This window comes from Catenulispora sp. MAP12-49, from assembly GCF_041262705.1.
In the GTDB taxonomy this organism is placed as follows: Bacteria; Actinomycetota; Actinomycetes; order Streptomycetales; family Catenulisporaceae; genus Catenulispora.
Window position 1 is genome coordinate 239,553 of record NZ_JBGCCP010000004.1, and the last position, 17,910, is coordinate 257,462.

The window sequence follows — 17,910 nt, forward strand, 5'->3', positions numbered from 1 at the left end:
CGAACCCTTCGCCTTCTGTCGTGCGTAATACGCGCGCGCTGATCGCGACGCTGCCGGCCGGCGTGCTGGCCGACCGGATGGACCGGCGCCGGGTGCTCACTGCCGGCAACTGGCTGCGCGCCGCCGGGTTCGCGCTGCTCGCCGTGACCCTGGCCAACGGTTGGCATCACGTCGCGCTGCTCTATGCGGCGGTGTTCCTCGCGGGCTGCGCCGAGACGATGGTCGACAACGCCGCGCTGACCATCCCGCCCCGCCTCGCTCCTCGCGCAGCGTTCCGCTGGCGCTGACGGCATGTTCTTGGCCGCCGTCGCCAGTTCGCTGAACCAGGTCGTGGTCAGCACCCTGCGACAGGCGGCGGTGCCCGACGAACTGCTGGGCCGGGTCACCGCTGCCTATCGGCTGTTCGTGCTCGGCGTCGTGCCGCTCGGCGCCCTCACCGGCGGGCTGCTCGGCAGCACGCTGGGGATCCGGACCCCTTTCATCGCCTCGGCGATCGGGCTGGTGGCCGCGGCGTTCCTGCTTGCCTCCCGGGTGACCACCCAGGCGCTGCGGGACACCGAGACCGCCGCCATGGATGCGGAGTCGCTGCCGACGGTCCAGGCGCTCTAACCCTTAGGCGACTACGAACCCAGTTTCGCCAGGAGGAGCTTCGCGAGTGCCTGCTCGGCGCTCTTCTCCTTGCCGGCGTTGGTCGCGTCCGTCTCGCTCCGGTCGACGGTCACGGTCAGATCGTAGTACGCGCCGCCGACCGTGAACTGGAGCTCGGGGTTCCGGCCGTCGGGCTGCATCGCGAGCATCCGGGCCTGGTCGCCGATGCCGCTGACCGGGGTGACGGTGCCGTTCGCGGGGTCCGGCGTGAACTGGAAGCCGGCTGCCTGGATCGCTCTGAAGTCGGCGTTGGAGGCCTGCGTGCCCCAGGAGCAGCCCCAGACCGGGGTGCCGTCGTCCGCCGGGTCCTCGTGCGAGTCGTTGTACGGTCCGGGCGTGCCCACCGCGTCGGCCACCTGGTCGGAGCTCAGCATCGTGCACGCGTCGCTCGGTCGCGTGGGAGCGGCGGCGCTGGTTGTGGCGGCGGCCGCGCTGCTGGTCGACGTGCCGGCGCCGGTATCCGCTGATGTGGTGGCCGCGGTATCGGGCGTGCTCGACGCCGCGCCGGCGGCCGTGCTGGTGGGAGCCGCCGCGCTTTGCGCCGTCGAACTCGCCGCGGAGGAGCACCCCGCCAAACCCAGAACCAGTGCGGCGGTGATCACGTGGTACGCCCTCAGCCTGTTGTTCATGGCGGACAGTCCACCAGCACGCGTCCGCGATTTACCACGGTAAAACTACTGACATCGGTACGGACGTTTGAGCCGGGTGCGGCCGGTGCGTCGTGAGCGCTCCGGCCGCGAGCGGACCGGTCAGCAGCACGCCGTCGACGGGGCCGCGGGCACCTCGAGCAGCGCGGACACCTCGAGCAGTTCAGTGCCCTGCGTCTTCGGGGCGCAGCAGCCGTCGCCGGTGTCGCAGCCGTCGGCGGCGTCGGTCCGGCCTTCGAGCTCGGGGCGGGAGTCGGCCAGGACGGTGTAGACCTCCCAGCGCTCGGCGCCCGGGCCGGTGACCCAGACCTTGTCCTGCACGGCGTAGCAACAGGTGGTCTGCTCCTCGAGGTCGGTCGGGAGTCCTTCGCCGGACAGGCGTGCGGTCGCGGCGGCGACCTGGGCCGTGTCCTCGACCTCGACGCCGAGGTGGTCCAGGCGGGTCGGGGTGTCGCTGTCGCCCTCCAGCAGGACGAGCTTGAGCGGCGGCTCGGCGATGGCGAAGTTGGCGTAGCCGGGGCGGCGCTTGGCCGGGGTGGTGCCGAAGAGCTTGCTGTAGAAGGCGATCGAGCCTTCCAGGTCGGCGACGCGCAGGGCGAGTTGGACGCGGGACATGGAGACCTCCGCTTGAATAGATGGATGTCTATGCAGGACCCACCTTGCCTCTTGAATAGATGGGTGTCAACATAGACGCATGTCGAAGAAGGAGCTGCCGGTCCTCCAGCCGGCCGGGGCCCCGGCGTGCTGCACGCCGCTGGCGCGCGAGCCGCTGGGCGAGGCCGACGCCGCCGACCTGGCGAAGGTGTTCAAGGCGCTGGCCGATCCGGTGCGGCTGCGGCTGTTCTCGCTGATCGCCTCGTTCGACGGCGGGCAGGCGTGCGTGTGCGACCTGACCGGAGAGTTCGACGTGTCGCAGCCGACGATCTCGCATCACCTGAAGGTGCTGCGGGACGCCGGACTGGTCGACTCCGAGCGGCGCGGGACCTGGGTCTACTACTGGGTGCTGCCCGGTGCGCTGGCCCAACTGTCGGGGCTGCTGGCGCCGGCCGAGGCCTCGGTGTGAGCCGTCTGCTTGCCCGCAAGGCGCTGGCCGAGTTCCTGGGCACGGGCCTGTTGGCCGCGCTGGTCGTCGGCTCCGGGATCATGGCGCAGCGCTTGTCCACGCAGGACACGGGCCTTGAACTGTTGGAGAACTCCACCGCGACGGCGCTGGGTCTGGCGGCGCTGATCCTGATGTTCGCGCCGGTCTCCGGTGCGCACTTCAACCCGGTGGTGACGCTAGCCGACTTCGCGCTGGGTCGTCGCTCGCGGATCGGCGCTGGTACCGGCACGGATATCAGTACAGATGCCGCGAGTACCGATACCAGTACCGGTACCGACGCGCGCACCGTCGCGGTGTTCGTCCCGGCGCAGATCGCGGGCGGGATCGGCGGGGCGGTGCTGGCGAACGCGATGTTCGCCCTGCCCGCCGCCACCGCGTCCACGCACGCTCGGACCGGCGCGCACCTCTGGCTCGGCGAGGTGGTCGCCACCGCCGGGCTGATCCTCCTGATCTTCTCGCTGACCCGGACCGGTCGCGGGCCGCTGGTCCCGGCGGCGGTCGGCGCCTATATCGGCGCCGCGTACTGGTTCACCAGCTCGACCAGCTTCGCCAACCCGGCGGTGACCATCGCGCGGGCGTTCACCGACAGCTTCGCCGGGATCGCGCCCGGCTCGGTGGCCGGGTTCGTCGGTGCTCAGCTGGTCGGTGCGGCTGTCGGCGTGGGCCTGGTCGTCGTCCTTTACCCCGTCGTCCTGTACCCCGCGCCGTCCTCCGTTGTGCCCGATGCCGCCGCTGATCCGGGCATCGAGGCTGATCCGGGCATCGAGCACGTCGCCGCTGCCCGCCTTTGACCCCCGAGTCCTGAGAGGGATCCCAGATCATGTCCGACAAGCCCAGCGTCCTGTTCGTCTGCGTCCACAACGCCGGACGCTCCCAGATGGCCGCCGGATTCCTCACCCACCTGGCCGGCGACCGCGTCACCGTGCGCTCGGCCGGGTCCGCGCCCGCCGAGTCGGTGAACCCGGCCGTCGTCGCGGCGATGGCCGAGGTCGGGATCGACCTGTCGGCGGAGATCCCGAAGGTCCTCACCGACGAGGCGGCGCTGGCCTCCGACATCATCATCACCATGGGCTGCGGCGACGCCTGCCCGCTGTTCCCCGGCAAGCGCTACCTGGACTGGCAGCTGCCGGATCCGGCCGGGCAGGGTGTGGACGCGGTCCGGCCGATCCGGGACGACATCGAAGCCCGGATCAAAGATCTGATCGGCGAGCTGCTGCCTGTCTGATCCGGGTTCGCGGCACGCACTAGGATCGCGCCGTGGTGGGCTCGACGCGCGATGACCTGATCGAACTGTCGCAGTACTCCTGGCAGCGTCTGTGGGACCGGATGGCCGGGCTCACCGACGAGGAGTACTTCTGGGAGCCGGTGGCCGACTTCTCGACACTGGCCTGGCGGCTCAGCCATATCGCCGACTTTCTGCGCGAGGAGCGCAACGGTCCGTGGCTGGGCCGGCCGGTGCCGGAGGTGCCCGCGCGCGGCGGCGATCCCAGCTCGGCGGCGCAGGCGTTGGCGGCGTTGCAGGTCTCGTACGACGCTTGGCGCGAGGTACTGGACGGCACCACGGAGCAGTCGCTGGCCGCGCCGATCGGCGAGCCCGCGGGGCCGTACGGGACGGCGTCGCGGCGATCGTTCGTGCTGCACGTGCTCGACGAGCTCATCCACCACGGCGCCGAGGCCGCGTTGCTGCGCGATCTGTATCGCGCCTCACGCGGCGGCGGGGTGCGCTAGCGGTGTTCGGCGTGCTCGGGGTGCTCGGGGTGCGTATCCGGGTGTTGGTATAGGGTTCCGGGGTGAGTTCGACGGGGCCGGGGCCCGGCAGGCGGAGCGTGCTCTCGGCGCTGGTCGCGGGCGGGGCGCTGCCGGCGCTCGCCGCGTGTTCGGGAGGCGGGAAGCACAAGCACGGCGCGAGTGCGCAGGCGGGCCAGGCGGCCCAGGCGGCTGCCGCGCAGCCTGCCGAGAACGGCGGAGGCGGCATGGACGTCCTGATGATCATCCGGCACGCCGAGAAGCCCACCGGTTCCGGCGCCCCCTACGGCCTCACCGCCGACGGAACGCAGGACGCGCACTCGCTCACCATCCAGGGCTGGACGCGCGCCGGAGCCCTGGCCGGCCTGTTCGACCCGCGCGATGCCACCGGCGCCCCCGCCGCCCTGCGCACTGGCCTGACCAGGCCCACGACCGTGGCCGCGTCCTCGGCGGGCACCGGCGGCAGCAACAGCAAGCGGCCCTCGGAGACCGTGACGCCGGCGGCTGCCGCGCTCGGCGTCACGCTCCAGACACCGTACTCGGTGGGGCAGGAGGCACAGCTGGCCGCGTGGCTCACCGGCCCCTCCGGCCCGCCCGGGCCGACGCTGGTGGCCTGGGAGCACTCGCACATCCCGGACATCATCGCCCACCTGGGCCAGGTGACGCCGAAGCCGCCGAGTTCCTGGCCGGGGGACCGCTTCGACATCGTGTACGTGTTCACGCGCGCCTCGGGCGGCGGCTGGACGTTCACGCAGGTGCCGCAGTCGCTGCTGGCCGGGGATTCGCCCACAGCGATCAGCTAGTCGCTCGGCCGACAGCGGCCCGACGATGGAGGCATGAGCCTTGAGACGCTGTCGGCGCCGATCGCGCAACCCGTAGTTAAGAACGGAAGAGGGGCAGGCAGGGGTCATCTGGATTCCGGATGCCAATCAGGCTGCTTGATGGCGTGCTGCCCTGGGTGAACAGCGATCGCGCCGTCACCATCAACGACATCACGGCAGAGTACGGTCCCGCCTCGATCACGTTCGGCGATCCGGACCCGCGAGACCCGAAGACCCTCGGCTACGCCACGCAGGACACCGAGGCGCCGTTCCTGGTCTTCCATTTCGAAGCCGCCGAACCGACGGCCGACGCTTCCAGCGTGGAGGCCGCCACCCTGCTTGCCGTTCGCACCGACTTCAAATTCGCGTTCACGGCGCGTGGCAGGGAGCTGGCGCGCAAGTCCGTGTCTGACCGCCGAGAAGGTGATAGCAGACGGGCCGCCTGACCTGCGCGCTATCGCTTAGCCTGACGTGCCGCGCGGCTCTGGGTCTCATGTCAAGGTGATAGCACGAAACGATCACAGGTTCGTCAGCCGGTTCGAGTATCGTCGGCGGCGTGATCGATGCGAGGGACAGCGACTGGCTTCCGCCCGGCAACGTAGCCGACCGGCACCAGACGTGGAGGTTCATACGCTCGTTCGTTGCGGCCTTCAGCAAGCCGCTGGCTGACGGCGATGGTGTGGACCCCGCCGTCCTCGACGACGCTGCGGTTCGTCTGGGTCATGAGCTGCCGACCGCCTTGCGTGAGGGTTACTTGCTGTTCGGCCGCCGGCGGGATCTGACGAGGTCGCAGGACACCCTGCTGTCGCCAGAGCATCTGAGGGTCGATCCCAGTGGGTCTGTGCTGGTGTTCCGGATTGAGAACCAGTCCTGCGCCTCCTGGGGCGTTCTGCTGGCCGAGCTCGATCTCGACGATCCACCAGTGGTGATGGAGGCCGGGAAGGGTTGGGTGCCCTTTTCCGAGCGGCTGTCATTGGCGATGGCCGAGATTGTGCTCATGGAGTCGATGTTGTCCGACTATGAGGAAAACACCACCGACAACCGCGAGCTCGACGAAACCGCGCTGAGCTTGCTGGAGGCCGAGTTCGGCCGACTCGATCTTCCAGATCTGCCCTTCTGGGCAGGCGCCGACGACTCCGTGATCCGCTGGTTCCATGGTCCTGACGTGCTGTTGCGTGATGACGGCGGGGCATGGTTGTGGGTGCATGGCCGCAACCCCAGGGCCGTTGCCGCCGTGCGGGAGAGGCTGCCCGGGGACTGGCAGATGGTTCCTGACGACGATGACGAGTAGAAACGTTGATCTCAACGCAGCGGCCAACGATGGCAGGCGAATGCTCAGGCGGACTGCCGAACTGGCAGATGTCGTCGAGTTCCTGGAGGAGGTGCGACTCCGGCCGGGCATGTGGGTGCGCGGCGGATCACTCGAGCATCTGGAGTCGATGCTTGTCGGATACCGGGTCGCACTCGACGTCCACGGCATCGCCGAGGAGTTCGACTTCTGGCCGGGCGGACGTTTCACCGAATGGCTGTGCGCGAAGCTCGGGCGACACAGTTCTCTGTCCTGGTCGGCGCAGATCGAGCGCGAGGCGGCAGCGGCAGGTCTGAATCCGATGGACGTCTTCTTCAACTTCCTCGACGAGTATCTGGACGATCGACGCAAGTCCGGCAGCCGCGACTAGCTGTGTCATCTCATGAGGTTGTGGTATCGCAGCAGACGGGATCGCGATCACGCACCAGGGAAAGCTCAGCCGGGTGACCGCGGTGTCCGCGTCGCAGGCGGGCCCCGCAGCCTGGACATGCATCAATGAGCAGACACAGGTGAGCTGGGCGTACCGCCGCCCAGCTCACCTTCCACACAACCGCCAGACGCCACCGGACTTGGCCAGGCACCTCGGGCAGGCCCTGGTGCCGTAGAAGTCGGCCCATTCCCGTCGCGCCGCCGCCTCGAACGCCGCCACGTCCTCGAAGACCGAGCCGTCCAGGCGCAACGCGGTTCCGTCGTAGGCGACCAGGTGTGCCATACGGATCTCGGATTGTGTGAGCCCGCTTGCCGCCTCCACCGCTTCACCCGTCACGGCGTCGATGACGACCCCGTACCCGACTCGGTCTCGAAACGCGGCCGGCCGCACCGGCAGACCCAGAAGTTCCACCATGACCCCGGGTGGGCAGCCGTTGAGCCTCGCCATCCGGTCCAACCAGGATCCGAAGGACTCGCCGGCCTCCAGGGCATCCACGAGGACGAGCCGGCGCGGCAGGCGCCGCGTACCGGGACCGAGACCGCTGCTATCAGGTACGGGCGCTGCTATCACATGCGCTCTCACTTAGGGTGCGTGGCTATCACCTTCAAGCGCGCCAGACAGTCTGTCAGCGCGTGATCGCAGGCCGGGCCCTTGCGCACCGTCCTGCATACCCGGTATGTATATCCCCATGACGCAACACCATACCGAGTATGCACGGGTCCCGTGACATGTCCGTCCTGCACGCGCTGTTCGCCGCGGGCGACTGGCGGCACCTGCTCAAGTGGTTCGCTCGGCCGGTTACGCAGGGGGGTCGGCCGCGTAGTGGGGTCGCGATGGGGGTGGCCCTTGCCGTCATGGGGGTGGGGGCGGTGGTCAGGCCCGTGCGGTGGGGGCGAGTTCTTGGGCGAAGAAGGCCACTGCTTGCTCAACGAGTTGCTGCGGGTTTGGGTGTCCGTCGAAGACGTGGTCGGCGCCTTCGACGGATTTGAGGGTCGAGCGTGCGCCGGCTGCGAGGAGGGCCTCGTGGAGGAGTTCGGCGTGGCGGATCGGGACTTTGCTGTCGGCGTCGCCGTGGACGATGAGGAATGGCGGGGCGTCGGCGCGGACGTGGGTCAGCGGGCTGGCTTGTGCGGCGGCGGCCTCGAGCGCCGCGGCGGCTTCGAGCGCGGCGTCGGTGTCGGCGTCGCTGTCGGTCTCGCCGGTGCTTCCCAGCAGGCCCGAGATCGCGCTGAAATGCCGCAGCGCCACCAGATCCGTCGGTGAGCAGAACGTCGCGGCGGCCGCGAGCGGCTGGTCGACCGCGCCGTCGGCGTCCTTGTCCGCGGGGGTGAGTGCCGCGAGGGCTCCGAGGGTTCCGCCTGAGGACTCGCCCCAGACGCCGACGCGGGTGGCGTCCAGGCCCCAGGTCGCGGCATTGGCCCGCAGGTACCTGATCGCGGCGCGGACGTCGTGCAGTTGGGCCGGGTACTTCGCCTCGCCGGACAGGCGGTAGTCGATGGTCGCGGCGGCGATGCCGGCGGCGGCCAGGGTGTCGAACACCGCGTTGGGGGCGAGGTTGGACGGCAGGTAGCGGCGGTCGCCGGACCAGAAGGCGCCGCCGTGCATCCAGACCACGAGGGGGACGGGGGACTGCGCGCTGGCCGCGGCCGGCAGGTGGAGGTCCAGCAGGAGCGGGCGGAAGCCCTGGATCTCGGCGTATGTCAGGCCGGTGGGCGTGATCTTTCCGGGGGTGCTCATGCGGGATCGCGACCTCGCCTGTGATCGAAGGAGGTCTGAGGGTATCGGGTTCTTGCTTTGTGGGCGCAGGATTTTTCGGCCGGGGGTTCAGTACCCGGCAGGCTCAGCGCTCCCGGAAGCCCTCCAGGAAGCGCCGGAACACGCCGCCGTCCCGGGGCAGCGCCGGCTGCGGCGGCGGGGGCTGGGCGCGGCGGGTGGCGATGGGCTGGTCGTAGTCGGTGCGCAGGAGCGCGTCGATGGTCTGCTGCTCGTCGAAGTCCTCGGAGCCCTCGATGGTCGGCACGAAGCCGACCAGCATCCCGTCCTTCATCACCTGGGCTTCCAGCCCCGCGGTGTCGTCGGTGTCCCACTCGGCCTGCCGCCCGCCCGGGAGCATCACGCGGATCCCGAACTGGTAGACGCTGACCTTGGCGACGTGCGCGTCGACGCCGCGTTCGCGCAGGGCGTCGACCACGCGGCGCGCTCGATTCTCGTCCATGCTGATCAGGGTAACCGCCTGACCTCGGTCTGGGCATCGATGTTCGACGGCGGTGATCGCGCGCGGCGCCGGCACTGGCCAGGACCGGGCGGGCCACAGTGCTCCTCCGGCCCGCCCGGCCTGGTCGTGACCGCTCTCGCGCGGCGTCCGGCGAAGGTCAGGCGACGCGGTCCAGGTAGCCGTTGTTGATCAGCCACATCACGTTCACGGTCGCGGGCGCGCCGGGGATGAGGCTCGCGTCCAACTGGTACTGCCGGCCGAGGCCGGGCTGGGCGAACCACGGCGCGACCGGGCCGGCGTCCACCGTGAAGTCCTTCAGGACCCGGTAGTCGTGGTAGTTGCAGGTCGCGGGCGGAGTGCTGTCGAGGCTCTGCGGCGGGATCGACCGCTCGGAATAGAGCGACCCCGCCGGGGCCAGGAAGCTGCCGTACTCGCTGCCGTAGCGGTCGATCTGCTGCCCGGGCCGCAGCCGCTCCTGCCATTCCACGGGCTGGCCGTTCGGGCCGATCACGTAGCCGTTGTCCGGCGGGTAGATCCAGCCGCCGGAACCGCCGTTGGCGGCCGGGTTGTAGTACTGCGCGAGGAACGCGGCGGGGGACAGGCCCCCGGTGCGGCGGTAGCCGGTGAGCTCGATGCCGACGACGCCGAGGACCGGCAGTTGTGCCGGCCCCAGACGCGGGTCGCCGTCGAAGAACGCGGCGGAGCACTCGCTGAGATCGGCGGGCTGGTTGTGCGTACTCGCCGTCGCAGCCGTGGTGCCTGCGTCTGTGGTCGTGACCGTGGTGCGCGCGGCCGGCGCGCTCGTCACCGCGGCGGTGGCGGGCGCCGCCATCGCCAGGAGAACCGTGACCGACGCGGCAGCGAAGATCCGACTCGACTTCATGCACACTCCTTGGAATCCGGGCGCGCCCTCGCGCGCCTCACGCCACCCGGCGGCCCCGGACGCGCACGGCGTCCTCGCTACCCGGAGTGATCAAAAGGTAATGCGCGTCCAGGCCGGGAACGGGCAAGGACACGGCAAGACACGAAAAGATACGGCAAAACACGGCAGGACCCTGATGTCTTCTTGTCGTCTCATCACCCTGCGTCGAGTCGCTGGCTCCGCAGGCGGGCGTGCGCCTGTAGCGTTTGCGGCGTGGATCGTTTCAACGGGTTGGAAATCCCTGAATCGCCGGCCGAAGCGCTCGACCCCGCGCAGCTCGCGCTGATCGTCTACGACATGCAGGTCGGCGTGCTGCGGCAGATCGAGGACGGCGAGCGGGTGCTGGCGAACGTTCAGCGGCTCCTGGACGCGGCCCGCAGCCGGGGGATCCGGACGATCTTCCTCCGGCACTACTTCATGCCGACCGCGCTGGCCGGCGTCTTCCAACTCCGGCAGGCCAAGCTCTGGCAGCGCAAGGACGCCGCCGCCGACACCCGCCCGCTGATCCCGCACGGCTCGCCCGGGTTCCAGCTCGCCGAGGGCCTGGACCCGCGCCCGGACGAGGCGGTCATCGACAAGATCACGATGTCCGCCTTCGAGGGCACGCCGCTGGACATCGTGCTGCGCGACTGCGGCGTGCGCAGCTACCTGATCGCCGGCGTCGCGATGGAGGTCGGCATCGAGCCGACCGTGCGGCACTCCGCCGACCTCGGCTACATCCCGATCGTCGTGCGCGACGCGTGCGGCGCCGGAAACAAGGAGGCTGCCGAGCGGTCGATCGCCTCCATGGAGTTCACCGGCGATGCGATCCTGACCGACACCGACGAGGTCTGCGCCATCCTCGACAACGCCCCCTGATCAGCTCCGCTCAGCGCGGTTCCGCTCAGCTCAGCGCAGATCAGCTCCGCGGCTTGCCCTCGACCCCCGGCTGCATCCAGTCGAAAGTCCGCTCCACCGCGCGCCGCCAGTTCGCGTACTCGCTCTCGCGCCGTCCGGCGTCCATCGCCGGGTTCCACAAGGCCGCGCGGTGCCAGTTGCGGCGCAGGCCCTCCAGGTCCGGCCAGTAGCCGACCGCCAGGCCCGCGGCGTAGGCGGCGCCCAGGGACACCGTCTCGGCGACCATCGGGCGGACCACCGGGGCGTCCAGGACGTCGGCGACGAACTGCATCAGCAGGTTGTCGGCGGTCATGCCGCCGTCCACCTTCAGGGTGGTCAGCTCCAGGCCGGAGTCGGCGTTCATCGCGTCCACCACCTCGCGGGTCTGCCAGCCGGTGGCCTCCAGGACCGCACGCGCCAGGTGGCCCTTGGTGATGTACGAGGTCAGCCCGACGATCACGCCTCGGGCCTCGCTGCGCCAGTGCGGGGCGAACAGGCCGGAGAAGGCCGGGACGATGTAACAGCCGCCGTTGTCCTCGACGGTGCGGGCCAGGGTCTCGATCTCCGGGGCGGTGGTGATCAGGCCGAGGCTGTCGCGGAACCACTGCACCAGCGAGCCGGTGACCGCGATGGAGCCCTCCAGGGCGTAGACGGCCGGTTCGGTGCCGATGCGGTAGCCGACGGTGGTGAGCAGGCCGTGGGTGGAGCGGACCGGGGTGTCGCCGGTGTTCAGCAGCAGGAAGCTGCCGGTGCCGTAGGTGCACTTGGCCTCGCCGCGGGCGAAGCAGGTCTGGCCGAACAGCGCCGCCTGCTGGTCGCCGAGCGCGGCCGCTATCCGGACGCCCGGCAGGGCGCGCGCGGCCGTGCCGTAGACCTCGGCCGAGGAGCGGATCTCCGGCAGCATCGCCGCCGGGACGCCGAAGAAGTCCAGCAGGTCCTGGTCCCACTGCAGGGTCTTGACGTTCATCAGCTGGGTGCGGCTGGCGTTGGTGACGTCGGTGACGTGCACGCCGCCGTCGACCCCGCCGGTCAGGTTCCAGATCAGCCAGCTCTCCATCGTGCCGAACAGGATCTCGCCGCGTTCGGCCCGCTCGCGCAGGCGCGGGGTGTGGTCGAGCATCCAGCGGATGCGGGGCGCCGAGAAGTACGTGGCCAGCGGCAGCCCCGAGCGCTCCATGACGATCGCGGCGTCCGGGCGCCGGGCGTACTCGGCGACCAACTCGTCGGTGCGGGTGTCCTGCCAGACGATCGCGCGGCCCAGCGCGTGGCCGGTGGCGCGGTCCCACAGGACCGTGGTCTCGCGCTGGTTGGCGATGCCGATCGCCGCCACCTGCCCGGCGGCCACGCCGACCTTGGCCAGGGCCTCGGGGGCCAGGTGCTCCAGGTTGCGCCAGATCTCCCCGGCGTCGTGCTCGACCCAGCCGGGCTTGGGGAAGTACTGCTTGTGCTCGCGTTGGGACACCGAGACCAGGCGGCCGCCGCGGTCGAACAGGATGCAGCGCGTGGATGTCGTGCCCTGGTCGATCGACATCACGAAGTGCGCGACCATGGTGCAGCCTTTCGGTGAGGGGGAGTTCAGGCTGTGGGCGGGGAGTGGTGGCGCAGATGGCGCAGACGGCGCAGATGACCGCGCCGGGCCGCGCCGGGGACTACCAGCGTCCGGCGCCCAGATCCCGCGAGATCATCTGGGCCGCGTTCTGCACGGCCTCGGCCAGCGCCGGATCGGGTTTGCCGGTCGAGGGACACAGCCGGTCCACCGCCCCGGTGATGCTGATCGCGCCGACCACCAGCCCGCCGTAGCCGCGGATCGGCGCGGCGATCGAGGCCTGGCCGAGCGTGGACTCCTCGATCTCGGCGGCGTAGCCGTGTTCGCGCACCTTCGTCAGCTCCCGGCGCAGCGCCGCCGTTGTGACCAGCGTGCGCCGGGTGAGCGGTGCCAGCTCCGTCTCGCGCAGCTCCGCGGCGGCCTGGGTGTCGTAGGCCAAAAGGACCTTGCCCAGCGCACTGGCGTGCAACGGCAGTAGCGCGCCCACGTCCAGGCTCTGCAGGGAGTCGTCCGGCCGGAAGACGTGGTGCACGATCAGCACCTTGCCGTCCAGCAGCGTGCCGATCCACACCGCCTCGCCGCTGCGCGAGGCCAGCGCGTCGGCCCAGTTGATGGCCCGGGAGCGCAGCTCGTTCACGTCCAGGTAGCTGGTGCCCAGGTGCAGCAGGGTGGCGCCGAGCTGGTACTTGCCGCTGGACTTGTCCTGCTCGACGAAGCCCACGCCCTGCAGCGTGCGCAGGATGCCGTGCGTCGTTCCCTTCGCCAGGCCCAGGGAGGCGGCTATCTCCCCGACGCCGAGCCGCCCGGAACCGCGCGCCAGCAGGCGCAGGATCGCTGCCGCGCGTTCGATGGACTGCACGGGTCCCGGCATGGCGGTGATGATAGCCCTTCGTGCGGTGGTCGACGTCGTCGAACGCCGTACCCGGCGGCGGGCACGGCGCGGACGCGCCCGGCGGCGCATGCGCAGCCCCCCGGCCGGCCTGACCGGCCTGAACGGGGGACTGCAGGAAGATTACCGCCATGTCGCGCGACGGTACCCCAGGTCGAGGATCCTGACCAGAGTTCGACAATGTCGACCGCCATCCGTTGACGGGAGGTTTCCGTGAACGCACGCTGTGCGGAATCCCATGGTGAGCCGCGACACGCTCCCCGCGGGACATCAGGCGCCCCGGACGGCCGGGGCGTCCCACCCGGTCAGGAGGAGACATGGCGAATCGCTTGGCGGATCGCGTTCGGGCCAAAGGGCTCGTGGGAGAGATGGCCGCGGAGTTCGCGGGCACGTTCATCCTTCTGCTGTTCGGCCTCGGCGTAGTGGCACAGGTGGTCGCCGGCGGTATCGGCAACCACGACAGCATCGCCTGGGCCTGGGGTTTCGGCGTCCTGCTGGGCGTCTACGTGGCGGCCAAGATCACCGGTGCGCACCTGAACCCCGCGGTCACCGTCGCGCTGGCAGCCTTCGGCGGCTTCTCGTGGCGCAAGGTCGCCCCGTACGCCTTGGCGCAGACCCTCGGCGCGTTCGTCGCGGCCTTGATCGTGCGCTGGAACTACACCGAGGTCATCGCGAAGTTCGACCCGGGCCACACCCTCAAGAGCCAGGGCATCTTCTCGACGCTGCCCGGCAACGGCTCGCTGCCGGTGCACATGTGGGGCGGCTTCCGCGACCAGATCATCGGCACCGCGATCCTGCTGTTCTGCATCCTGGCGATCACCGACCTGCGCAACACCTCCCCGGGGGCCAACCTGGCGCCGGTCGTGGTGGGCCTGCTGGTGGTGGCCATCGGCATGGCCTTCGGCACCGACGCCGGCTACGCCATCAACCCGGCGCGCGACTTCGGCCCGCGCCTGGCGGAGTTCTTCACCGGCTACGGCACGGCCTTCCGAGACCAATACGGCGATCTGTACTTCTGGGTGCCCATCGTCGCCCCGATCATCGGCGGCCTGATCGGCGCCGGGCTCTACAAGCTCCTGATCGGCACCTTCCTGTCGGACGAGGCGACCCCGGACGACCCGGCCGCCGTGCCGATCGACCCGGCGGTCCCCGCCCAGCAGCCGGCCGCGTAGCCGGACCCGCGCACCAAAGTTCCAACCAGTTCTAGATTTCTGCGGATCGCGAGAGAGGCACCCCTTCATGGCTGACTACGTCGGCGCGGTCGACCAGGGCACCACCAGCACCCGTTTCATGATCTTCGATCACGGCGGCAACGAGGTGGCCCGGCACCAGTTGGAGCACGAGCAGATCCTGCCGCGGGCCGGCTGGGTCGAGCACAACCCCACCGAGGTCTGGGAGCGGACCCGGGCGGTCATCGAGACCGCGATGAACAACGCGCACCTGCACGCCTCGGACCTGGCGGCCCTGGGCATCACCAACCAGCGCGAGACCTCCGTGGTGTGGAACCGCCACACCGGACGCCCGTACTACAACGCGATCGTCTGGCAGGACACCCGGACCGACCGCATCGCCGCCGCCCTGGACGCCGACGAGCGCGGGCAGGTCATCCGCCGCAAGGCCGGCCTGCCCCCGGCGACCTACTTCGCCGGCGGCAAGATCCAGTGGCTGCTGGAGAACGTCGAGGGCCTGCGGGCCGACGCCGAGGCCGGGGACGCGATCTTCGGCACCATGGACACCTGGCTGATCTGGAACCTCACCGGCGGTGTGGACGGCGGGGTGCACGTCACCGACGTCACCAACGCCAGCCGCACGATGCTGATGGACCTGGAGACCCTGGACTGGGACGACGAACTCCTCGGGTTCTTCAACGTCCCGCGCGCCATGCTCCCGGCCATCCGGCCCTCCTCGGACCCGGCCGGCTACGGCAAGACCCGCGCCGACGGCCCGCTGCGCGGCGAGGTCCCGATCACCGGCGACCTCGGCGACCAGCAGGCCGCCACCGTCGGCCAGGTCTGCTTCACCCCGGGCTCGGCGAAGAACACCTACGGCACCGGCAACTTCCTGCTGCTGAACACCGGCAAGGAGATCGTCCGCTCCGAGAACGGGCTGCTGACCACGGTCGCCTACAAGTTCGGCGACGAGGACGCGATCTACGCCCTGGAGGGCTCCATCGCGGTGACCGGCTCGGCGGTGCAGTGGCTGCGCGACCAGCTCGGCATCATCTCCGGCGCCGCGCAGAGCGAGTCGCTGGCCCGGCAGGTCGAGGACAACGGCGGCGTGTACTTCGTGCCGGCCTTCTCCGGCCTGTTCGCGCCGTACTGGCGCTCGGACGCCCGCGGGGCCATCGTCGGCCTGTCCCGCTACAACACCAACGCCCACCTGGCCCGCGCCACCCTGGAGTCGATCGCCTACCAGACGCGCGACGTCGTGGAGGCGATGGAGCAGGACTCCGGCGTGAAGCTGGACGTGCTGCGCGTGGACGGCGGCGTCACCGCCAACGAGCTGGCCATGGAGATCCAGGCCGACGTGCTCGGCGTGCCGGTGTCCAAGCCGGTCGTGGCCGAGACCACGGCCCTGGGCGCGGCCTACGCCGCGGGCCTGGCCGTCGGCTTCTGGCGCACCACCGACGAGCTGGTCAGCAACTGGAACGAGGACAAGCGCTGGCAGCCGCGGGCCGACGAGGCCGCGCGCGCCAAGGGCTACCGCAACTGGAAGAAGGCCGTGGACCGGACGCTGAACTGGGTCGAGTTCGAGGACTGATCGATCGACCGCGGCGGGCCTTCGGGCCCGCCCCCGTCCCGTCCACCCGTAGTACAAACGGAGGAAACACCGTGCAATCCACACCCCTGGGCGCCCAGTACCGCCTCGGCGCCCTCCAGCAGATGGCCGAGGAGGAGTTCGACGTCCTGGTCATCGGCGGCGGCGTGGTCGGGGCCGGGGCCGCGCTCGACGCCGCCACCCGCGGGCTGTCCGTCGCCCTGGTCGAGGCCCGCGACTGGGCCGCCGGGACGTCGAGCCGCTCCAGCAAGCTGATCCACGGCGGTCTGCGCTACCTGGAGCAGCGCGACTTCGGTCTGGTGCGCGAGGCACTGACCGAGCGCGGCCTGCTCCTGAACCGGATCGCGCCGCACCTGGTGCGTCCGGTCCCCTTCCTGCTGCCCCTGCGGCACCGGATCTGGGAGCGCTTTTATATAGGTGCAGGCGTCATGCTCTACGACACCATGGGCGGTGCCCGCGCCCTGCCGCGCCACCGGCACCTGACCAAGACGGCGGCGCTGCGGCGCGCGCCGGGGATGCGGTCGGACTCGCTGGTCGGCGCGATCCAGTACTACGACGCGCAGGTCGACGACGCGCGGTTCGTGATGGCGCTGGCGCGTACCGCGGCGCAGTACGGGGCGCGCGTGGCGACGCGCACGCGCGTGACCGGCCTGCTGCGCGAGGGCGGCCGGGTCACCGGCGCCGTGGTCGAGGACCTCGAGGGCGGCGGCCGGATCGAGGTCAAGGCCCGGCAGGTGGTGGCGGCGACCGGGGTGTGGACGGACGACATCCACGAGCTGGCGCAGCTGCGGGCGTCGATCTCGGTGCGGGCGTCCAAGGGCGTGCACCTGGTGGTCCCGCGCGACCGCATCGATCTGCGGACCGGGCTGATCTCCCGGACCGAGAAGAGCGTGCTGTTCATCATCCCGTGGGGCCGGCACTGGCTGGTCGGCACCACCGACACCGACTGGGATCTGGACCGCGAGCACCCGGCGGCCAGCCGTGCCGACATCGAGTACCTGCTCGAGCACGCCAACGCGGTGCTCAGCAAGCCGCTGACCGAGGAGGACATCGAGGGGGTGTACGTGGGCCTGCGTCCGCTGCTGTCCGGCACCGCGGACAACACCACGAAGCTGTCCCGGGAGCACATCGTCGCCTCGCCGGCGCCCGGCCTGACGGTGGTGGCCGGCGGCAAGTACACCACCTACCGGGTGATGGCCAAGGACGTCGTCGACGCGGCGGTCGAGGACCTGGACACCACCGACGGCGCGAAGATCCCGGACTCGGTCACCGACAAGGTCCCGGTCCTGGGCGCGGAGGGCTTCGCGGCCCGGTGGAACGAGCGCGGCCGGATCGCGCGCCGGACCGGTCTGCACCAGGTGCGCGTGGAGCACCTGCTGCGCAGGTACGGGTCCTGCGTCGAGGAGCTGCTGGAGCTGATCGCCGCCGACGCCTCGCTGGCCGAGACGATCGCCGGGGCCGACGACTACCTGCGGGTGGAGGCGGTCTACGCGGCCTCGCACGAGGGCGCGCTGCACCTGGAGGATGTGCTGACGCGGCGCACCCGCATCTCGATCGAGTCCTGGGACCGCGGCGTCTCGGCCGCACCGGAGGTGGCGGCGCTGATGGCGCCGGTGCTGGGGTGGAGCGAGGCGACGGTGCGCGAGGAGGTGGAGCGCTATCTGGCCCGGGTCGAGGCCGAGCGGGCTTCGCAGGCCCGGGGCGATGACACGGAGGCCGATGCGGTGCGGCGGGCCGCGCCGGATCTGTTCGACGTCGCGCACGGCGCTCACGGGGGAGTCGCCGGCGGCGGGGCCGGAGCCGGTGCCGGAGCCGGTGCCGGAGATGCGGCGGTGGACGCGCAGGCGTGCGCGGCCGCGCCGGAGAATCGGCGCTGATCCTGCGGGTTTTGCGGGTCTGCGCTGATGGGGTGGGGCGGGCGATGCCCTAGGCGGGCAGGCGGCCATTGGGCCGCCTGAACCGGGTGTCGCTCGCCCTGCCC

23 protein-coding genes are annotated in these 17,910 nt (G+C 70.7%); 15 read left to right on the plus strand and 8 right to left on the minus strand.

What is annotated here, in order from left to right; translation table 11 throughout:
- Positions 1-20: 20 nt before the first annotated feature.
- Both ABIA35_RS11175 and ABIA35_RS11180 read left to right on the plus strand, forming a co-directional pair.
- Complete coding sequence (locus tag ABIA35_RS11175; protein WP_370357780.1) at positions 21-287, plus strand: MFS transporter; 267 nt, start codon at positions 21-23, stop codon at positions 285-287.
- Between the two features lie 4 nt (positions 288-291).
- Positions 292-609, plus strand: a complete 318-nt coding sequence (locus ABIA35_RS11180; protein WP_370357781.1) for a hypothetical protein — start codon at positions 292-294, stop codon at positions 607-609.
- Between the two features lie 11 nt (positions 610-620).
- On the opposite strand, the gene ABIA35_RS11185 is transcribed toward ABIA35_RS11180, so the two are convergent.
- Positions 621-992, minus strand: a complete 372-nt coding sequence (locus ABIA35_RS11185) for a hypothetical protein (RefSeq protein ID WP_370357782.1) — start codon at positions 990-992, stop codon at positions 621-623.
- On the opposite strand from ABIA35_RS11185, the gene ABIA35_RS11190 reads away from it, so the two are divergent.
- Positions 985-1,320, plus strand: coding sequence for a hypothetical protein (locus tag ABIA35_RS11190; protein WP_370357783.1), 336 nt, complete (start codon positions 985-987; stop codon positions 1,318-1,320). The two genes, ABIA35_RS11185 and ABIA35_RS11190, sit on opposite strands and share 8 nt — an antisense overlap.
- Before the next feature lie 77 nt (positions 1,321-1,397).
- Here the strand turns inward: ABIA35_RS11190 and ABIA35_RS11195 are convergent, their stop codons facing one another.
- Entirely contained in the window at positions 1,398-1,910 is a 513-nt protein-coding gene (locus tag ABIA35_RS11195; protein ID WP_370357784.1) for an ArsI/CadI family heavy metal resistance metalloenzyme, read from the minus strand.
- 79 nt (positions 1,911-1,989) lie between these two features.
- Here ABIA35_RS11195 and ABIA35_RS11200 point away from each other — a divergent pair, with 79 nt between their 5' ends.
- The 8 genes from ABIA35_RS11200 (at position 1,990) to ABIA35_RS11235 (ending at position 6,643) form a co-directional block, all read left to right on the plus strand.
- Positions 1,990-2,358 (plus strand): metalloregulator ArsR/SmtB family transcription factor, encoded by a 369-nt coding sequence (locus ABIA35_RS11200; RefSeq protein ID WP_370334286.1) that lies wholly within the window; start codon positions 1,990-1,992, stop codon positions 2,356-2,358.
- The gene (locus ABIA35_RS11205) at positions 2,355-3,188 is read left to right on the plus strand and encodes an aquaporin (protein WP_370357785.1); all 834 of its coding nucleotides are present in this window, start codon (positions 2,355-2,357) and stop codon (positions 3,186-3,188) included. The genes ABIA35_RS11200 and ABIA35_RS11205 overlap by 4 nt, the downstream gene beginning before the upstream one ends.
- Positions 3,189-3,217: 29 nt before the next feature.
- A complete protein-coding gene (locus ABIA35_RS11210) occupies positions 3,218-3,622 on the plus strand; it encodes an arsenate reductase ArsC (RefSeq protein WP_370334288.1) in 405 nt (134 codons plus the stop codon).
- 32 nt (positions 3,623-3,654) lie between these two features.
- Positions 3,655-4,125, plus strand: coding sequence for a DinB family protein (locus ABIA35_RS11215; protein WP_370357786.1), 471 nt, complete (start codon positions 3,655-3,657; stop codon positions 4,123-4,125).
- Between the two features lie 62 nt (positions 4,126-4,187).
- Positions 4,188-4,946: a hypothetical protein gene (locus tag ABIA35_RS11220; RefSeq protein WP_370334290.1), complete on the plus strand. Its 759-nt coding sequence runs from the start codon at positions 4,188-4,190 to the stop codon at positions 4,944-4,946.
- A 119-nt stretch (positions 4,947-5,065) separates the two neighbouring features.
- A complete protein-coding gene (locus tag ABIA35_RS11225) occupies positions 5,066-5,410 on the plus strand; it encodes a hypothetical protein (protein ID WP_370334291.1) in 345 nt (114 codons plus the stop codon).
- Between the two features lie 110 nt (positions 5,411-5,520).
- Entirely contained in the window at positions 5,521-6,255 is a 735-nt protein-coding gene (locus tag ABIA35_RS11230) for a hypothetical protein (protein WP_370334292.1), read from the plus strand.
- Positions 6,256-6,295: 40 nt separating this feature from the next.
- The gene (locus ABIA35_RS11235; RefSeq protein ID WP_370334293.1) at positions 6,296-6,643 is read left to right on the plus strand and encodes a hypothetical protein; all 348 of its coding nucleotides are present in this window, start codon (positions 6,296-6,298) and stop codon (positions 6,641-6,643) included.
- A 165-nt stretch (positions 6,644-6,808) separates the two neighbouring features.
- Here ABIA35_RS11235 and ABIA35_RS11240 read toward each other — a convergent pair whose 3' ends face one another.
- The 4 genes from ABIA35_RS11240 to ABIA35_RS11255 all read right to left on the minus strand — a co-directional run bounded on the left by ABIA35_RS11240 (position 6,809) and on the right by ABIA35_RS11255 (position 9,801).
- A complete protein-coding gene (locus ABIA35_RS11240) occupies positions 6,809-7,285 on the minus strand; it encodes a TniQ family protein (RefSeq protein WP_370357787.1) in 477 nt (158 codons plus the stop codon).
- Positions 7,286-7,576: 291 nt separating this feature from the next.
- Positions 7,577-8,440 carry an alpha/beta hydrolase fold domain-containing protein gene (locus tag ABIA35_RS11245; protein ID WP_370357788.1) on the minus strand — a complete coding sequence of 288 codons (864 nt, stop codon included), beginning with the start codon at positions 8,438-8,440 and terminating at the stop codon, positions 7,577-7,579.
- 103 nt (positions 8,441-8,543) lie between these two features.
- A complete protein-coding gene (locus tag ABIA35_RS11250) occupies positions 8,544-8,918 on the minus strand; it encodes a hypothetical protein (RefSeq protein WP_370357789.1) in 375 nt (124 codons plus the stop codon).
- A gap of 157 nt (positions 8,919-9,075) precedes the next feature.
- Positions 9,076-9,801: a TNT domain-containing protein gene (locus ABIA35_RS11255; protein ID WP_370357790.1), complete on the minus strand. Its 726-nt coding sequence runs from the start codon at positions 9,799-9,801 to the stop codon at positions 9,076-9,078.
- A gap of 252 nt (positions 9,802-10,053) precedes the next feature.
- On the opposite strand from ABIA35_RS11255, the gene ABIA35_RS11260 reads away from it, so the two are divergent.
- Complete coding sequence (locus ABIA35_RS11260; protein ID WP_370357791.1) at positions 10,054-10,698, plus strand: cysteine hydrolase family protein; 645 nt, start codon at positions 10,054-10,056, stop codon at positions 10,696-10,698.
- Positions 10,699-10,738: 40 nt separating this feature from the next.
- Here the strand turns inward: ABIA35_RS11260 and glpK (ABIA35_RS11265) are convergent, their stop codons facing one another.
- Both glpK (ABIA35_RS11265) and ABIA35_RS11270 read right to left on the minus strand, forming a co-directional pair.
- Positions 10,739-12,265, minus strand: a complete 1,527-nt coding sequence (glpK, locus tag ABIA35_RS11265) for a glycerol kinase GlpK (RefSeq protein WP_370334300.1) — start codon at positions 12,263-12,265, stop codon at positions 10,739-10,741.
- Between the two features lie 100 nt (positions 12,266-12,365).
- Positions 12,366-13,133 carry an IclR family transcriptional regulator gene (locus ABIA35_RS11270; RefSeq protein ID WP_370334302.1) on the minus strand — a complete coding sequence of 256 codons (768 nt, stop codon included), beginning with the start codon at positions 13,131-13,133 and terminating at the stop codon, positions 12,366-12,368.
- A gap of 335 nt (positions 13,134-13,468) precedes the next feature.
- Here ABIA35_RS11270 and ABIA35_RS11275 point away from each other — a divergent pair, with 335 nt between their 5' ends.
- The 3 genes from ABIA35_RS11275 (at position 13,469) to ABIA35_RS11285 (ending at position 17,806) form a co-directional block, all read left to right on the plus strand.
- Positions 13,469-14,323, plus strand: a complete 855-nt coding sequence (locus ABIA35_RS11275) for an MIP/aquaporin family protein (RefSeq protein ID WP_370334303.1) — start codon at positions 13,469-13,471, stop codon at positions 14,321-14,323.
- A 67-nt stretch (positions 14,324-14,390) separates the two neighbouring features.
- On the plus strand, positions 14,391-15,911 hold the full coding sequence (gene glpK, locus ABIA35_RS11280) for a glycerol kinase GlpK (protein ID WP_370357792.1): 1,521 nt from the start codon (positions 14,391-14,393) through the stop codon (positions 15,909-15,911).
- 71 nt (positions 15,912-15,982) lie between these two features.
- Positions 15,983-17,806, plus strand: a complete 1,824-nt coding sequence (locus ABIA35_RS11285; protein ID WP_370357793.1) for a glycerol-3-phosphate dehydrogenase/oxidase — start codon at positions 15,983-15,985, stop codon at positions 17,804-17,806.
- The last annotated feature ends 104 nt before the right edge of the window (positions 17,807-17,910 follow it).

Excerpts from the sequence above, each read along its gene's own strand:
- ABIA35_RS11200 (WP_370334286.1), top strand. The coding sequence starts at position 1,990 with ATGTCGAAGAAGGAGCTGCCGGTCCTCCAGCCGGCCGGGGCCCCGGCG.
- ABIA35_RS11270 (WP_370334302.1), bottom strand. The coding sequence starts at position 13,133 with ATGCCGGGACCCGTGCAGTCCATCGAACGCGCGGCAGCGATCCTGCGC.
- ABIA35_RS11180 (WP_370357781.1), top strand. The coding sequence starts at position 292 with ATGTTCTTGGCCGCCGTCGCCAGTTCGCTGAACCAGGTCGTGGTCAGC.
- ABIA35_RS11195 (WP_370357784.1), bottom strand. The coding sequence starts at position 1,910 with ATGTCCCGCGTCCAACTCGCCCTGCGCGTCGCCGACCTGGAAGGCTCG.
- glpK (WP_370357792.1), top strand. The coding sequence starts at position 14,391 with ATGGCTGACTACGTCGGCGCGGTCGACCAGGGCACCACCAGCACCCGT.
- ABIA35_RS11225 (WP_370334291.1), top strand. The coding sequence starts at position 5,066 with ATGCCAATCAGGCTGCTTGATGGCGTGCTGCCCTGGGTGAACAGCGAT.
- ABIA35_RS11255 (WP_370357790.1), bottom strand. The coding sequence starts at position 9,801 with ATGAAGTCGAGTCGGATCTTCGCTGCCGCGTCGGTCACGGTTCTCCTG.
- ABIA35_RS11275 (WP_370334303.1), top strand. The coding sequence starts at position 13,469 with ATGGCGAATCGCTTGGCGGATCGCGTTCGGGCCAAAGGGCTCGTGGGA.
- ABIA35_RS11210 (WP_370334288.1), top strand. The coding sequence starts at position 3,218 with ATGTCCGACAAGCCCAGCGTCCTGTTCGTCTGCGTCCACAACGCCGGA.
- ABIA35_RS11245 (WP_370357788.1), bottom strand. The coding sequence starts at position 8,440 with ATGAGCACCCCCGGAAAGATCACGCCCACCGGCCTGACATACGCCGAG.
- ABIA35_RS11235 (WP_370334293.1), top strand. The coding sequence starts at position 6,296 with ATGCTCAGGCGGACTGCCGAACTGGCAGATGTCGTCGAGTTCCTGGAG.
- glpK (WP_370334300.1), bottom strand. The coding sequence starts at position 12,265 with ATGGTCGCGCACTTCGTGATGTCGATCGACCAGGGCACGACATCCACG.
- ABIA35_RS11250 (WP_370357789.1), bottom strand. The coding sequence starts at position 8,918 with ATGGACGAGAATCGAGCGCGCCGCGTGGTCGACGCCCTGCGCGAACGC.